This window comes from Saccharopolyspora galaxeae (genome assembly GCF_016526145.1).
Classification (GTDB): domain Bacteria; phylum Actinomycetota; class Actinomycetes; order Mycobacteriales; family Pseudonocardiaceae; genus Saccharopolyspora_C; species Saccharopolyspora_C galaxeae.
Genome location: NZ_JADDUE010000010.1, coordinates 39,582 through 53,859, shown reverse-complemented (window position 1 = coordinate 53,859; position 14,278 = coordinate 39,582). Strand labels below are relative to the sequence as shown.

At 70.1% G+C, this 14,278-nt stretch carries 15 protein-coding genes and 1 tRNA gene; 6 read left to right on the top strand and 10 right to left on the bottom strand.

The window, feature by feature from the left end:
• Nucleotides 1-66: 66 nt before the first annotated feature.
• Both INP57_RS21970 and INP57_RS21965 read right to left on the bottom strand, forming a co-directional pair.
• Nucleotides 67-1,278: a cytochrome P450 gene (locus INP57_RS21970; protein ID WP_200072203.1), complete on the bottom strand. Its 1,212-nt coding sequence runs from the start codon at nt 1,276-1,278 to the stop codon at nt 67-69.
• Nucleotides 1,275-1,808, bottom strand: coding sequence for a PadR family transcriptional regulator (locus INP57_RS21965; RefSeq protein WP_200072202.1), 534 nt, complete (start codon nt 1,806-1,808; stop codon nt 1,275-1,277). Before INP57_RS21965 ends, INP57_RS21970 begins: the two co-directional genes overlap by 4 nt.
• Before the next feature lie 279 nt (nt 1,809-2,087).
• Here INP57_RS21965 and INP57_RS21960 point away from each other — a divergent pair, with 279 nt between their 5' ends.
• The 3 genes from INP57_RS21960 to INP57_RS21950 all read left to right on the top strand — a co-directional run bounded on the left by INP57_RS21960 (nt 2,088) and on the right by INP57_RS21950 (nt 4,501).
• Entirely contained in the window at nt 2,088-2,528 is a 441-nt protein-coding gene (locus INP57_RS21960) for a nitroreductase family deazaflavin-dependent oxidoreductase (protein ID WP_200072201.1), read from the top strand.
• 126 nt (nt 2,529-2,654) lie between these two features.
• A complete protein-coding gene (locus INP57_RS21955; protein ID WP_200072200.1) occupies nt 2,655-3,632 on the top strand; it encodes an iron-siderophore ABC transporter substrate-binding protein in 978 nt (325 codons plus the stop codon).
• Nucleotides 3,633-3,886: 254 nt separating this feature from the next.
• Nucleotides 3,887-4,501, top strand: coding sequence for an NIPSNAP family protein (locus INP57_RS21950; RefSeq protein ID WP_200072199.1), 615 nt, complete (start codon nt 3,887-3,889; stop codon nt 4,499-4,501).
• A gap of 42 nt (nt 4,502-4,543) precedes the next feature.
• Here the strand turns inward: INP57_RS21950 and INP57_RS21945 are convergent, their stop codons facing one another.
• From INP57_RS21945 to INP57_RS30560, 3 genes are all read right to left on the bottom strand, one after another.
• On the bottom strand, nt 4,544-5,797 hold the full coding sequence (locus INP57_RS21945) for an MsnO8 family LLM class oxidoreductase (protein ID WP_200072198.1): 1,254 nt from the start codon (nt 5,795-5,797) through the stop codon (nt 4,544-4,546).
• A 64-nt stretch (nt 5,798-5,861) separates the two neighbouring features.
• Nucleotides 5,862-5,932 (bottom strand) — tRNA-Cys (locus INP57_RS21940).
• 42 nt (nt 5,933-5,974) lie between these two features.
• Entirely contained in the window at nt 5,975-6,046 is a 72-nt protein-coding gene (locus tag INP57_RS30560) for a putative leader peptide (RefSeq protein ID WP_367269089.1), read from the bottom strand.
• A gap of 329 nt (nt 6,047-6,375) precedes the next feature.
• On the opposite strand from INP57_RS30560, the gene INP57_RS21935 reads away from it, so the two are divergent.
• The 3 genes from INP57_RS21935 to INP57_RS21925 all read left to right on the top strand — a co-directional run bounded on the left by INP57_RS21935 (nt 6,376) and on the right by INP57_RS21925 (nt 9,148).
• Nucleotides 6,376-7,290, top strand: coding sequence for a pseudouridine synthase (locus INP57_RS21935; protein ID WP_200072197.1), 915 nt, complete (start codon nt 6,376-6,378; stop codon nt 7,288-7,290).
• Between the two features lie 224 nt (nt 7,291-7,514).
• Nucleotides 7,515-7,937, top strand: coding sequence for a hypothetical protein (locus tag INP57_RS21930; protein WP_200072196.1), 423 nt, complete (start codon nt 7,515-7,517; stop codon nt 7,935-7,937).
• Between the two features lie 50 nt (nt 7,938-7,987).
• Complete coding sequence (locus INP57_RS21925; protein ID WP_200072195.1) at nt 7,988-9,148, top strand: terpene synthase family protein; 1,161 nt, start codon at nt 7,988-7,990, stop codon at nt 9,146-9,148.
• Nucleotides 9,149-9,219: 71 nt separating this feature from the next.
• Here the strand turns inward: INP57_RS21925 and INP57_RS21920 are convergent, their stop codons facing one another.
• The 5 genes from INP57_RS21920 to INP57_RS21900 form a co-directional block, all read right to left on the bottom strand.
• Complete coding sequence (locus tag INP57_RS21920) at nt 9,220-9,414, bottom strand: DUF397 domain-containing protein (protein ID WP_200072194.1); 195 nt, start codon at nt 9,412-9,414, stop codon at nt 9,220-9,222.
• Between the two features lie 175 nt (nt 9,415-9,589).
• The gene (locus tag INP57_RS21915) at nt 9,590-11,074 is read right to left on the bottom strand and encodes an ABC1 kinase family protein (RefSeq protein WP_200072193.1); all 1,485 of its coding nucleotides are present in this window, start codon (nt 11,072-11,074) and stop codon (nt 9,590-9,592) included.
• Nucleotides 11,074-11,481 carry a hypothetical protein gene (locus tag INP57_RS21910; protein WP_200072192.1) on the bottom strand — a complete coding sequence of 136 codons (408 nt, stop codon included), beginning with the start codon at nt 11,479-11,481 and terminating at the stop codon, nt 11,074-11,076. Before INP57_RS21910 ends, INP57_RS21915 begins: the two co-directional genes overlap by 1 nt.
• Nucleotides 11,482-11,544: 63 nt before the next feature.
• The gene (locus tag INP57_RS21905) at nt 11,545-12,663 is read right to left on the bottom strand and encodes a polyprenyl synthetase family protein (RefSeq protein WP_200072191.1); all 1,119 of its coding nucleotides are present in this window, start codon (nt 12,661-12,663) and stop codon (nt 11,545-11,547) included.
• A 394-nt stretch (nt 12,664-13,057) separates the two neighbouring features.
• Nucleotides 13,058-14,254 carry a M20 metallopeptidase family protein gene (locus INP57_RS21900; protein WP_200072190.1) on the bottom strand — a complete coding sequence of 399 codons (1,197 nt, stop codon included), beginning with the start codon at nt 14,252-14,254 and terminating at the stop codon, nt 13,058-13,060.
• Nucleotides 14,255-14,278: the final 24 nt, after the last annotated feature.

Genomic DNA, 14,278 nt, shown 5'->3' with positions numbered 1-14,278 from the left:
GAGCGAACGGACCGTTCGTCCAATCTATTGGGACGAGCGGTCCGTTCGCTCAGCTGGGTTCAGCGCTCACCAGGTGACGGGCAGCCCCTCGACTCCCCCGGTGACGCGGTCGCTGCGCACCACCAGTTCGTCCAGCCCGACGCCGAGGCGCAGCTGCGGGAAGCGCTGGAACAGCGCGGTGAACACCACCCGCAGCTCGGTGCGGGCCAGGCTCGCACCGATGCAGAAGTGCGCGCCGTGCCCGAAGGCCAGGTGCGTGTTGGGCCGCCGCGACGGGTCGAAGTCCTCCGCGTCCGCGAACACCGCCGCGTCCCGGTTCGCCGCGGCCTGCGAGATCACCACCGCGTCACCGGTCTCGATCGTCACACCGCCGATCTCGACGTCCTCGTGCGCGTACCGCAGCAGGCCGAGCCCACCCGGCGCGGACAACCGCAGCATCTCCTCCACGGTCTGCTGCACCAGACCTTCCGGGTCGGCGGCGAACGCATCCCGCCGCGCCGGATCGGTCAGCAGCATCAGCACACCGATGTCGATCTGGTTGACCGTGGTCTCGTGCCCGGCGAACAGCAGCCCGCGGGCCAGTTTCGTCATCTCCGCGTCGTCGAAGTCCGGGTCGTCCCGCTGCGCGGCCACGAGGTCGGAGACCACGTCCTCGCCCGGTTCGGCGCGCTTGGCCTCGGCGAGCCTGCCCATGTAGGCGCGGAACTCCTCCGCAGCGTCCTGCGGGTCGTCACCGGAACTCATCCGGTTCATCCGGTCCGACAGGCCGTGGAAGTACTCGCGGTCGGCGAACGGCACCCCGAGCAGGCCGCAGATCACCCGGACCGGCAGCGGGAACGACAGGTGCTCGTGCAGGTCCACCGGTTCACCCGGTGCCCGGTCGTGCGCCGCCTGCAACGCATCGAGGCGCTCGTCCACGATCTCCCGCACGTGATCGGTCAGCAGCCGCATCCGCTTCGCGGAGAACGCGGGCGTGAGCAGCTTGCGCATCCGGGTGTGCTCGGCGCGTTCGGTGTCGTAGTCGGCGGTGGGCCCGTTGATGATCGCGGCGTTCGAGATCCGCGCGGCCCGCTCCGGCGCCGGGTGCGAGCGGCCGAACCGCGGGTCGGCGAACAGCACCCGAGCCTCGTCGTAGGAGGTCACCAGCCACGCTTGATCACCGGCGGGCGTGCGCACCCGGGAGATCGGCGCCTGCCGCCGCAGCACGTCGTAGAGCGGGGCCAGTTCCAGCACGTTCGGACGGTCGAAAGGTAGCTGCGGCAGGGCGGGCGCGGTCATCCGATCTCCTCTTTTCGCGGTGGACCATCAGGCGCGCCGGTGCGCACCTGGTCGAGCCAGTCGAGTTCGGCGTGGATGCGGCGGCTCGTCTCGCGCAGCGCCTCGTGGCTCCAGCCGCCCGGCTCGGCCTGCGCGCAGAACGCGGCGATCCGCTCGCGGCGGTTCTTCAAGGCGCTGCGGCGCGCGTCGAGCACGCGCAGCCGTTCGTCCGGGGTGAGCCAGTCGAAGAACGCCAGCCGCGACATGAACTCCGGCTCGTCCCGCGCGAGTTCCTCGGGCAGGTCGGCGAGCATGTCGTGCAGCAATTCCCGGCCTACGTCGGTGAGTTCGTAGACGTGCCGGGGCGGACGGCCCTCTTGCGGCTCCTGGGTGCGCGTGACGGCCCCGGCTTCGGTGAATCGTCGCAGCGCCGGGTACAGCGAGTTGTTGGACAGGGCGTAGCCGGTGCTGTGCTCGACCCTCCTGCGGAGTTCGTATCCGTGGCACGGCTGTTCGGCCAGATTCGCCAGCAGGAGGACGTCTATCCACACATGTGTCACAGTAACCTATGATTCGGTGACCGTCGACCAAGATCAATTCCCGGAAACGTGGCGCGGCCGACGACCCCCGCGAGATCGGCTCCGCATTCGGGCCGACTCGCCGAAGGCGGTGCGTTCCGCGCGGCACCAGTTCCGTCCACAATGGATGCCGAAAGAATTCGGCCCGCCGTCCCGGACCGCGCCGACGTGCCGGGATTGTTCGCAGCCCCGCAGGCGTTGCCGGTTGTGGACCCGCTGCGCGGGCACTACCGATCGGCAGGAGGAAACCGCATGTCCTTCCAAGGCGAATACGCTCCCAGCACGTTCGACTGGGTGGCCGACCAGGTCTCCCGCTACGAGGCCACCGGCGGCGCGGAGGGCCGCACGATCAACGGGTACCCGTGCGTGGTGCTGACCACCGAGGGAGCCAAGAGCGGGGCGGTCCGCAAGTCACCGGTGATCCGGGTGAGCGACGGCGAGCGGTACGCCGCGGTGGCCTCGCTCGGCGGCTCCCCGAAGAACCCGAACTGGTACCACAACCTGCGCGCGAACCCACTGGTCCGGCTGCAGGACGGTGCCGATGTGCGGGAGTACCGCGCGCACCTGGCCGAAGGCGACGAGCGCGCCCGCTGGTGGGATCGGGCCGTGGAGACGTTCCCGCAGTACGCCGAGTACCAGACCAAGACCGACCGGGTCATCCCGGTGTTCGTGCTGGAACCGGTGCAGGACTGAGGATTCCCGACCGGAGATCGCGCGCGGCTCCGCGCTGCGGTTTTCCGACCGAGCAACCGGCACGAGCCCGCTCGGCCGGAATCCGGCGCTCCCGACCGAGCCGCGAGCAAGGGTAGCCTTACTCGCGTGATCGCTGCGGGACGTGCTCAGCCCTCCGGGACGAAACGCGTGGCGGCGGTGTTGCTGCTGCTGGTCCTGCTCGGCGGGTGCGCGGGGACCGCTCCGCCGCCCGCCGAGCCGCGGACTCCGGTGGCGCATCGGCTAGGCACGGCGTTCGTGCCGCGACATCCGGCGCGAGTGGTCGCGCTCGGTCCTGCCGACGTGGACGCGGCGCTGGCGCTGGGCGTGCGACCAGTAGGGGTGGGACTGCCGTTGTCGGCGGAATTGCCGCCGTGGCAGCGGCGTCCCGACTGGCACCCCACGACGCTGCGGCCGACCTCCGAGGGATATTCGGCCGAAGCCATCGCCGCTTTGCACCCGGACCTGATCCTGGCGGGCAGCGACTACTACATCGACCGCGAATACCCGGCGCTGTCGGCGATCGCGCCGACCACGGCATTCGAAACCGCGCCGGACGAGGAACCTTGGCAGGCCACCACGCGGCAGGTCGGCGCAGCGTTGGGCGAATCCGCCCGAGCGGACGACCTGGTGTCCGATGTGGAGCGCCGAATGCGGGATGCTTCGGCGGCGCACCCGCAGTTGGCAGGCGCGGAGTTCGCGATCACGCTCGCGCACAGCCCGGGCGGGCTCGGCGTGATCCGCACACCGCGCGACGTCACAGCCCGCACACTCGCACAATTCGGAATGCGGTTCGCCTCGGCCGCACAACATCTTCCGGGCAAAGGATTCTCCGCTCAGCTGAGCGCGGAAAGCCTGCACCGAGTGGACACCGACGTGCTGCTGACTTCCTACCCGGATCCGGCCCTGCGCCCGCAGCTGGAGAGTTCCCCGGTTTTCCGGAATCTGAACGTGGTGCGGCGCGGCGGTTACCTGCCGGTGCTCGCGGATTCCTGGCTGGCGTTGCGCGAACCCGGTGTGCTGGCGATTCCGCACCTGATCGACAACGTCGTGCCGGATCTGTCCGCGGCGGCGCAACACCGCTAGCCGAAACCGAGGGAAAACCCTTGTCCGATGAGGACGGACATCGGCGGCACAGCGGCTCGGCGGCTCGGGCGAATTCGCGCGAAACCGGCACCACCACGGCATTTCCGCGGCTGACGCGGCCGAACGCAAAATTTGAGATCGTCTCAGGTTCGACTGAACGGGACCTGTCCACAACGGATCATTGACGCGCTCAGTACGCTACCGCGGCGCGCCGCCGCGCGAACACCTCGCGGCCAGTCCGAGGAAGGAACCGGATGCAGCTCCACGAACTCACCACGCTGTCGATGAAGCCGGGGGCGATTTCCGACGCCCTCACCGCGCTGGAAATCTACACCAGCGACGGCACCCGAGGACGGCTGCTGGGCTGCTGGGAGACCGAGCACGGCGCGGACGGCGGCGACCTGTTGCTGCTGCGGGAATTCGATGATGCCCAGCAGATCGCCCAAGAACGGCAGCGGGTGCTGACCACCGGCGACCCGTTCGGCATCGGGGCGCACCTGGAACGGTTCCACATCGAGACGTTCGCACCGTTCCCGTACCTGCCGCCGATCCAGACCGGACACTTCGGCGGGGTCTACGAGTTCCACACCTACCACCTCAGAATCGGCGGGCTGACGCCCACGATGTCGGGATGGCACGACGCACTACCGCGAAGAACCCGGATGTATCCGCTGACGACGGCGATGTTCGCGCTGGACGGGGCACCCCGCATCACCCACGTCTGGCCGTACCCGGACCTCAAGGCGCGCCAGGAGATCCGGGGCGACGCGCTCGCGCGCGGGATCTGGCCGCCGCGGCACGAGCCGGAGAACATCACCAGCGCGACATCCACGATCGCCTACCCGACGGCCATCTCGCCGTTGTGCTGACAGCCGCGGCCCCTGCCCGCGGCCCGGCGAGTCCGCGGCCGATCAGCGCTGCGCCCAGGCTTCGGCGAGCAGCTCGAAAGACCGCAGCCGATCCCGGTGCCCGTGGGTGATCGTGGTGATCAGCAGCTCGTCCGCGCCGGTGACGCGGCGCAGCACGTCCAGCCGTTCCACGACGGTTTCCGGGGAGCCGACGATGCGGGTCTGCAACCGGTCGGCGACCCCTTCCAGCTGGCCCTCGGTCCAGCCACGGCCCGCCGAATCCGCAGGCGTCGAGTACGGCGGAGCGCCCTCGCCGTAGCGGATCTCGTGCACCCACTCCGCGAAGGGTTCGGCGAGGTGGCGCGCGGTCGCATCGTCCTCGGCGACCAGCACGTCCGCCGAGACGATCAGGTACGGCTCGGCCAGCTGGGCCGAAGGCCGGAAGGATTCCCGGTACGAGGCGGCGGTTTCCAGTACCGCGCCCGGTACCGTGTGGTAGTTCGCGACGAACGGCAGCCCGTGCTCACCCGCCGTCCGCGAGCTCTGGCCCGCGCTGGCACCCAGGATCCACACCTGCAACGACGCGCCTTCCGCGGACACCGCCCGCGCGGGCAACCCGTCGCCGTCGAGGAACGTGCCATCCAGCCACGCGAGGACTTCGCGGACTTGTTCGCCGTAGTCGTCGTCGCCGCCGTTCGCGCCGAGCAGCCGGGAGTGCGCGGCCAGCCGCTCGGCCGCCGCCCGCGAACCCGGGCGCAGCGCCGCGCGCGGCACCGGCAAACCGTCCACCACTCGGGATTCCAGCGGTCGCGGCGCCCCTTGTCGTGCGGTGGCCAGCTCGGCGGCCTTGGCCAGCCCGGAACGCCCGAGGCCGAGGTCGACGCGATCCGGGTGCAGGTGCGCGAGGGTGCCGAAGTCCTCGGCGACGCGCAGCGGCGTGTGCAGGCCGAGCAGCACGGCACCGGAGCCGACCCGGATCCGGCCGGTGGCGCCGAGCACGGAGCCGATCAGCACCGCGGGAGATGACGATGCCACCCCGGGCGCCAGGTGGTGTTCTGCCAGCCAGAAGCGTCGATATCCGAGGCGGTCGACGTGCCGCGCGAGGTCGACGGTGTCGTGCAGCGCCTCGGCAGCGGTGCTCCCGGCGGAAACCGGTGCGAGGTCCAGGACCGAAAGCGGCGTCAACGCTGCCTCCTCCACAGGAGTTTCGATGTGGTCCACCGAGCCGCGCGCCCGGCGATTGCGGGACTGCGGCCGGAAAGCCCGCTGCTGCTCGGCTTCGGGCCGCGGCAGGTGCGCTCGACCTGGAACGCGCATCGGGCGTCCGTCGAGGATCAGCCGATTCCTGTCCGGAATGGACGGACGTGCGGGCTGGTTTTTGAGGCGGAGACGGGATTCGAACCCGCGTGAAGGGCTTTGCAGGCCCTTACCTAGCCGCTCGGTCACTCCGCCACGGAAGTCCACAAAGGACGACGGGCGCGGCCGCGTTCCGGCTCAGCGAGCACAGATCGCGCTTGCGTGCCGCCGCAGATCGACGTGCAAGCGAGCGACCAGACCAGAACTCATGCCGAGGATTCTTGCGCCACCGGTGCCGGGCGTCAATCGCCGCCCGAGCCGTCCCACAGCGTGGGCGCGAGTTGCGCCGAACGGGCGCTGTCCGCGAAGTGGTCGATCACGCAACGAGCCGCTGGGCCCGCTATCACCTGCGCAGATGCGTCTGCGAGGAGCCCTTGGCGCCGGTCTTGGATCCCAAGTTCGGCTCTGGGTGTTTGTCCTTTTCAAGCGGCGTCAGCCGGTTCCGCCACGTACGCAACCCGAGCACCGGCGCATGAGGTTCCGCTACCCGGGCACCTACCCAAAACGAGTTCAAAGACGGGCTCATAAGCTGGGCAGCGATGCGACGCAAACCCCGTTCCCCGTTCCCGCAGCGGGACGGCTTGGACGCCGTGCGGCTGCGCACGCCGGACGGCGGGACGTGGCCGACCATGCGGGACCACCTCGTCGACCGGCTGCCCATCGCCGCAGCCGAGGTCGATCGGATGCTGCGCGAGCAGCGGGTCGCCGGTCCGGGCGGGCTCGTCGATGCCGAAACCCCGTTCGCGCCGCGCACTTCGCTGTGGATGCAGCGCGAAACCGCGCCGGAACCGCCCGTTCCGCACTCCGTCGAGGTGCTGCACCGGGACGCGGACATCCTCGTCGCGGACAAGCCGCATTTCCTGGCGACGACCCCGCGCGGCGGGCACATCACCGAGACCGCGCTGGTGCGGTTGCGCCGCGAGCTGGAGCTGCCGGAGCTGAGCCCGGCGCACCGGCTGGACCGGATGACGGCCGGGCTGGTGCTGTTCACCGTCCGGCCCGATGCGCGGCGCGAGTACCAGGGCTTGTTCCAGGACCGGGCGGTGCGCAAGGAATACCTCGCCGTGGCCCGGCACGATCCACAGCTGGTGCTGCCGCGCACGGTGCGCAGCAGGATCGTCAAAGAACGCGGTGTGCTGCAGGCGCAAGAGGTTCCTGGCCCGCCGAACAGCGAAACCCGCGTGGAGCTCATCGAGCACCGCGACGGCCTGGGCCGCTACCGGCTGCTGCCCACGACAGGACGCACCCACCAGCTGCGGGTGCACCTGGCCGCGCTGGGTGTGCCGATCGCGGGCGACGACCTCTACCCGCAGGTCCGGGACCGCGCCGACGACGACTTCACCGACCCGTTGCAGTTGCTCGCGTCCGTGCTCGAATTCCGGGATCCGCGCACCGGCCTGCTGCGGCGCTTCGAGACCCGGCGCACGCTGGAGTCCTGGCCGGCACCGCGCTGAAACCGCAATTTTCCGCGACACCGGAACACCCCGAGCTCGATCGGGAACAATTCGGCACCCGCGCACCAAAGTGTCACGGGCGTGACCCGCTCAGCGCAGTGCCGACGCCGCCGCGCGAGCCTTAGAATCGATTCCGTTCCCGGGACATTTCCGCTACCAGCACACTCCGCCGTTTCCGAAAACCCGGCGGGAGCGCCGGAACGAGCAGAGGAAGTGAGGCGAGCATGGCGTCCATCACCCGGATCGAAGCGAACATCGCCACCGCCGACGCAGCGAACGCGGACACCAGAAGCGATGTCTACCTCGGCATCGCCGGACGCGAATTCGGGCTCAGCACCGGCCGGGACGACTTCCGGCGCGGCGAGACCGACCGGTTCGTGCTCGGCGAAGGAGCCAACGTCACCGACGCCCAGTACAAAGACCCCAGACGTCCGCAACTGGAAACCGAGGACCTGGAGCGGTTTCCCACCTACATCCGAATGCACCCGGCCGGCGAGTACCCCGGCTGGCTGGTCGAACGGGTTTGGGTGGTGGTCAACCCGGAATACCGTCCGCGGGAATTCGACAACTCGCGGCTGGAAGGCACCGGACAGCAGATCTGGCTGCACCAGCCCTACGGGCTCGTCCTGTACCTGACCCGGACGTGAGCCCGCCCGGAGCGCCGGCCCCACCCGGCGCTCCGGCTCTGCTTTCCCAGGTGAACCGCCGCAACGACGATCTCGGGGTGAACATGGACGTGCGGACGAGCAGCGCGGCACCGGCGGAGCCCGACGCCGGGCCGACCGAGCAGCACATCGAAATCCCGCCCTTCTTCTGCCCGATCGAACCCGTGATGCACCCGGACAAGGACGCGGTGCACCGCCGTTCCGGGCAGTGGGCGCAGCGGCTCGGCCTGGTGCGCAACGCGGGCGAACTGGAGCGCTGGTACGCCTCCACCTCGGCCGATTTCTACGGCGGAATGGTGCCGAACGCGGTGACCGAGCACTACCAGATCGCCGCGAACTGGGTGTATTGGGGATTCTCCTTCGACGACGCGCATTGCGACGAAGGCGGCAATTGCACGGACCCGACCCGGTTCATCCCGGTGGCCGCGCGACTGCTGCGCATCCTGGACACCGGTGATGAATCGCTGTGCCGCGGGGATCCGCACCTGCTCGGGCTCTGCGATCTGGCGCATTCCTACCGGCGGCTGGCGACTCCGGCCCAGACCGAACGGTGGATCAACGCGCACCGCAGGTGGTTGTTCGGAGTCGTGCAGCTGAACGCGCAACGCGCCGCGGGTGGACCGAAGACCCTCGACGACTTCTTCGTCGTCCGCCTGCACGACTGCGGCGGCCCGCCGACCCAATCCATGTTCGAATTCGCCAATGCGGCCGAAATTCCCGGTTCCGAACTGCACGCCGCGCCGGTGCGGGCGCTGACCGAACTGTTCTGGATGGTGGCCGCGCTGGACAACGACCGGGTCTCCCGGCACAAGGAAATGCTCGGCCAGCAGGACGGGCACAACCTCAACGACGCGGTGCGCACCGTCACCGGCACCGATGTGCAGGAAGCCGAGGCGACCGCGATCGCCTACCGGGACCGGCTGATGCTGCTGTTCCTGCGGTTGCGCGAGCAGGTCCGCCGCGGCGCCTCCGAGCCGTTGCGGATCTACCTGGACAGCCTCGCCCACGGCATCCGCGCCAACATCGACTGGAGCCTGCGGACTCCCCGGTACACCGTGCTCTACGCCGCGGACGGGATCACTCCGGCCGTACGGCTGCGGTTGAATGGGTCCGTTGTGGACTCTCCTGCAGTGCGCCGCGCGGAGCCGCTGCCCTTCCCGTCGATCGCCTGGTGGTGGACGCAACTCGACTAGTCGGCCGCGTTGCGGGGTCGCCTCATGCGTGATCCCCGGCGGTCGCGTTCCGCCGGGGATCATCGCTAGGTTCAGCCGTCGAAGCGCCCGTCTTTGACGGCTTCGACGAACGCGGTCCACTGGCCGCTCGTCGTGGTGAAGTACCCGGCGGCGCGATCTTTGGTGTCACGCACCGCTGCGCCGCCAGCAGCACGGCCTACCTCGACGCAAGCGGTCTGCTGTGATGACCGGCTGGATTTCCGCCATCCCGTCACCTGTCGCGTCATGTGCTCTCCTCCAACATCGCTGCCCGCCCCCGGAACCTTTCGCCCCGAGTGAACGGACCGTTTGACCAATCTAGTGGGACCAAAGTTCCGTTCACTCCAAACGCACCCGCCGGAACGTTCCGAGTGAACGGACTGTTCGTCCAATCTAGTGGGACCAGCGGGCCGTTCACTCCGATCACCGGTTGCGGCGCGCCCACAGCGCGGCGAGCGCCGCGCCCGCCAAGCCGTCGCGCAGCCTCGTGGAACGCGGGGTCCGCGCGGGCGCGTTCTGGTTGACGTGGAAGGTGAATTCCCGATCGGACAGGTCGCCGGTGACGCTGCGCGCCTGCTCCGTGAGCGTGTCCGCGACAAGCATCAGCTCCACCAGCGTGCGCGCGGCGTTGCCCGCTGACAGTGCATCCTTGGCAAGTTCGGCCAGCATCCGCGCCAATTGCTGCTGGAACACGTCCGTGATGGACAGTTCCGGGGCGAGGAAGCGCACCGAGCCTTCCATGTTGGCGAACGACTTGCCCAGCACCGAGATCACCGGGTTGGTCTTGATGCCGCGCTTGGTGGACTGCTGCAGCACGCTGGTCAGCGTCACCCCGAAGTTCAGCTCGGACAACGAGGCCGCCGCGATCTGCGGCGTCAGCGCGGCCATGTCCGCGGCGAACGCGGGCACGTCCGCCCAGGCGGTGGCGTGGCCGAGTTCGGTCCACGCCTTGGCCAGCCCGTGCCCGTCGTTGCGCGCCAGGTGCAACAGCACCAGCATGATCGTCATGCTGGTGCGGCGGTCGACCCGGCCGACCATGCCCCAGTCGATCAGCGTGGCCCGGCCTTCGCCGTCGACGAAGATGTTGCCCGGGTGCGGGTCGGCGTGGAACATGCGGTTCACGAAGAAACCCCGGAACTGCAACGCCAGCAGGTCCGTGCCGATCGCTTTGCGCAGCGCCGCGGGAAGTTCCTCGGGCGCGATCTCGCGCACCGACCGGCCCGGTGCCAGCGTCTGCACCAGCACGTGCCGGGTCGCCTGCACCACCGTCGGCACGTCCAGCGTCGGGAAGTCGCGGACGGCTTTGCGGGCTTCGCGCATGTTCGCGGCCTCGGCGGTGAAGTCCAGTTCCGGGCGCATCGCGTCGAACAGCACGCCCAGCATCGCGTCGATGTCGACGACCGCGTTGAACCGCGGCGCTCCCTTGCCGACGATGCGCGCCGCTTTCCGCAGCAGCGCCATGTCCTCCAGCACGGTCGCGGCCACGTCCGGGCGCTGGATCTTGACCACGCCGGGCGAGCCGTCGCGCAACGTGACCCGGTAGACCTGCGCCAGCGAGGCGGTGCCGACGGGTTCGAGGATGTCGAAGTCGCGGAACTGCTCCTTCCACTCGCTGCCCAGGTCGGCGGCCAGCACCGACTCGAAATCCGAGAACGGCAGCGGGTGCACGTGGTCGTGCAGGTTCTCCAGCTCGGCGATCATCGTCCGGGAGACGATGTCCGGGCGGGTGGAGAGCATCTGCCCGAGCTTGATGTAGAACGGGCCGAGCTCCTCCAGCGCCCGCCGGACCTCGCGAGCGCGCTCGTGCGGGGCCGCGTCGCCGGTTCCGCGGTGCACGGTCCGGGTGAGCTCGGTGCGGCACAGCGCACCGAGCACCCCGGCGACTCGCCGCAGCCGGTCCAGGCCCATCAGGTCCGGTGCTCGGGCGCGGCCGGGCCCGGTGCCTGCTGCAGCGAAGCCCGCAACGAGTCGACCGAGTCGTTGAGCTGCCTTATCTGGTCCGGCAGCCCGTCCTCCGGGCTGCGCCGCGGCTCGGCCACGGCCGGGTGCGAGCGGCCGGCCTCGACCACTCGGGGACTGCCGCGGCGCTGGCCGCGGCGGCGGTAGTCGCCGCGCCGATTCCCGGTGCGCCGATCACCCCTGCGCCAATCATCCCCGGGCCGATCGTCCCAGTCCCACGGATCGCAGTCCCACGGGTCGTCCCAGTAATCCCCGTCCCAATCGTCGCAGCGCCGATCCAGGAGTTCGTCGAACGCTTTTTTCGCATCGTCGGCGATGTTTCCGACGAGGTCGCGAAAAGTGTCGATGGTGCCCATTTGCGATCCTCCTCATTGCATTCGTTTTCGATTGCGTGGTGGCACTCGCGCAACGGGCGGCGTTCAGCGCTGCCGCCGGGTGGCCTGCCCGGCGAGTTCCGCGAGGCTTTCCCGCACCGGCCGGCGCACCGGCATTCGCCCGAGCACACCCAGCGCTTCGGCCGTGCGCTGCTCGATCAGCTCGCGAACCGCCCGGTGCGCCCCGGTTTCGTCGATGATGCCGCGCAGTTGCGCCGCCCCTTCCTCGTCGAGCCCGGGCGCACCGTGCAGCCGCCGGATCGTGCGGCGCTGCTGCTCGGTGGCGCGCCGCCACGTGAGTCCGATGAGCACCGTCGGCTTTCCCGCGCGCAAGTCGTCCAGCCTGGATTTCCCGGTCACGGCCGGGTCGCCGAACACTCCGAGCAGGTCGTCGCGCAGCTGGAACGCCGTGCCGAGCAGGAAGCCGAACTCCGCGCAGCGGGCCAGCAGCTCGCGGTCCGCACCGGCGAGCGCGGCGCCGATCTGCATCGGCCGGGCCACGGTGTAGGCCGCGGTCTTGTGCCGGATCACCCGCCACGCCTGGTCCAGCGGGTCCAGCGCGCCCTCGCCCGCCAGGTCCAGGTACTGCCCCGCGATGAGTTCGGTGCGCATGGCCTGCACGAACGGCCGCACGTCCGCCCACCGCTGCTGCGGGATCCCCGCGCTGTGCAACAGCTCGTCGGACCACACCAGGCACGCGTCGCCGAGCAGGATCGCCACGTTGACGCCGAACCCGGCATCGACCGGAGCCGGTGCCGCGCCGGAAGCTCCCGGTGCACCACGCTGTTCCGGCACCTGCGCCCCGAACCGGCGGTGCACGGTCGGTTTGCCGCGCCGCTGGTCGGAACCGTCCATCACGTCGTCGTGGATCAACGCGAAGGAGTGGAACAGCTCCAGCGCCGCTGCCACGCCGAGCACCACCTCGCTGCGCGGATCCCCGCCCGCTGCGGCGAATCCGGCGCAGCAGAACAGCGGGCGCAGCCGTTTGCCGCCCGCCTGGAAGTCCCGGACGACCTCGATCAGCGGCGGCAGGCCGGGATCGGGGGCGCGTGCCGAGCAGGAGCCCATGAACCGCTCCAGCACGGTGTCCACGTCCCGGCGCAGGAGCTCCAGCGGGACCATCGGGGGTTGTTCGGAGGTTTCCGCCAGGTCGGGTCGAGCCATCGCTGCCGCCTCTCGGACGAACCGCCGCCTCAACGGCGCGCGCCTGCGCTGTTTCCGGACGATGCGGCGCCCGAACAATGCGGCGTCCGGACAATGCTCTGGAATCGACTGCGAAATGCGCCGCACTTCGGACCGTAACAGCGGCCGGGACACCGGGGAATGGCGCGGAGAAACCCGATGCGGTGCTACACCCGGACGAGTCGCACCGGGAATCCGAAAAGAGCAGCGCCCGATAATTAGCGCGGGCGTCCGCAATTCTTCGCCGGGTCGTTCGCGGCGGAGCGCACCCCCGCCCGCCCCTCCGGGAGTGACCGCTGCCTGCGGGCCTGACATCCGGCTTCGATCAACCGTGCGAGCGACCCGAGCCTCCGGGACGGCGCGCACGTCGACCGGCCTACTCGTGCAGCATCAGCCGCCGCACGGCCAGTTCGGCGTAGAGCGCGGCGCCTTCGGCGAGCACCGAGTCGTCGTAGACCGCCAGCGGGCTGTGGTTGTAGGGCGCCGTGCGGGGGTCGGCCTCCGGCGGCACCGCGCTGAGCCCCACGAAGCCGCCCGGCACGTGCTGGAGCACCCGCGAGAAGTCCTCCGAACCGCCGAGGGGGTTGGCCAGTTCCTCGTAGCGGGTGTCGCCGAACAGCTCGGCGATCGTGGCGGCGACGAACCCGGTTTCCGCGGCGTCGGTGACCGTGACCGGATAGCCCTCGGCCAACTCGACGTCCACGGTCACGCCGTGCGCGGCTGCGATGCCGTGCAGCAACTCCTCGGTCAGCGCGCGGACCCGCGCCCGGGCGTCCGCCGAGAACGACCGCACCGTGGCGCCGAACTCGGCGGTGTCCGGGATGACGTTGTGCGCGGTGCCCGCGCGCACCGTGCCGACCGTGACCACCACCGGGTCGAAGATGTCGAACCGCCGCCCCACCATCGTCTGCAGCCCGGTGATCATCTCCGCCATCGCGGGAACCGGATCGTGCGCCCGGTGCGGTGCGGAACCGTGCCCGCCGGCGCCTCGAACCACCACTTTCAGCTCGTCCGATGCGGACAGCGCCGCGCCGGGCCTGCTGACGAACTTCCCGTGCGGCGCGGCGGAGGAGAACACGTGCATGGCGTAGGCGGTGTCGGCCCGGCGACCGGCGGCGTCGAGCACTCCTTCGTCGATCATCGTCCCGGCGCCGTCGTAGCCCTCCTCGCCCGGCTGGAACATCAGCACCACGTCTCCGGCGAGCCGGTCGCGGTGCTGCGAGAGCAGCCGGGCCGCGCCGGTGAGCATTGCAGTGTGCAGGTCGTGCCCGCAGGCGTGCATCGCGCCGTTCGTCGAGGCGTAGTCGAGCCCGGTGCGCTCGTGGACGGGCAAGGCGTCCATGTCGGCGCGCAGCAGGACCGTGCGCTGTGACTGCGCTGAGCCGCGCAGCACCGCGGTGACCGACGTGCATTGCCCGCCCGTGCGCACTTCCAGGCCGAGCCCGTCGAGTTCGGCGAGCACGCTGTCCTGCGTGCGCGGCAGTTGCAGGCCGACTTCCGGTTCGCGGTGCAGGTGGCGGCGCAGCCGCACCAGCTCGCCGGACATCTCGCGCGCATCCTCCACTATGGACACCATGGCCCCTTTCCCCTTGAGAAT

Excerpts from the sequence above, each read along its gene's own strand:
- INP57_RS21970 (WP_200072203.1), bottom strand. The coding sequence starts at position 1,278 with ATGACCGCGCCCGCCCTGCCGCAGCTACCTTTCGACCGTCCGAACGTG.
- INP57_RS21960 (WP_200072201.1), top strand. The coding sequence starts at position 2,088 with ATGTCCTTCCAAGGCGAATACGCTCCCAGCACGTTCGACTGGGTGGCC.
- INP57_RS21950 (WP_200072199.1), top strand. The coding sequence starts at position 3,887 with ATGCAGCTCCACGAACTCACCACGCTGTCGATGAAGCCGGGGGCGATT.
- INP57_RS21945 (WP_200072198.1), bottom strand. The coding sequence starts at position 5,797 with ATGCGCGTTCCAGGTCGAGCGCACCTGCCGCGGCCCGAAGCCGAGCAG.
- INP57_RS21935 (WP_200072197.1), top strand. The coding sequence starts at position 6,376 with ATGCGACGCAAACCCCGTTCCCCGTTCCCGCAGCGGGACGGCTTGGAC.
- INP57_RS21930 (WP_200072196.1), top strand. The coding sequence starts at position 7,515 with ATGGCGTCCATCACCCGGATCGAAGCGAACATCGCCACCGCCGACGCA.
- INP57_RS21920 (WP_200072194.1), bottom strand. The coding sequence starts at position 9,414 with ATGACGCGACAGGTGACGGGATGGCGGAAATCCAGCCGGTCATCACAG.
- INP57_RS21915 (WP_200072193.1), bottom strand. The coding sequence starts at position 11,074 with ATGGGCCTGGACCGGCTGCGGCGAGTCGCCGGGGTGCTCGGTGCGCTG.
- INP57_RS21910 (WP_200072192.1), bottom strand. The coding sequence starts at position 11,481 with ATGGGCACCATCGACACTTTTCGCGACCTCGTCGGAAACATCGCCGAC.
- INP57_RS21905 (WP_200072191.1), bottom strand. The coding sequence starts at position 12,663 with ATGGCTCGACCCGACCTGGCGGAAACCTCCGAACAACCCCCGATGGTC.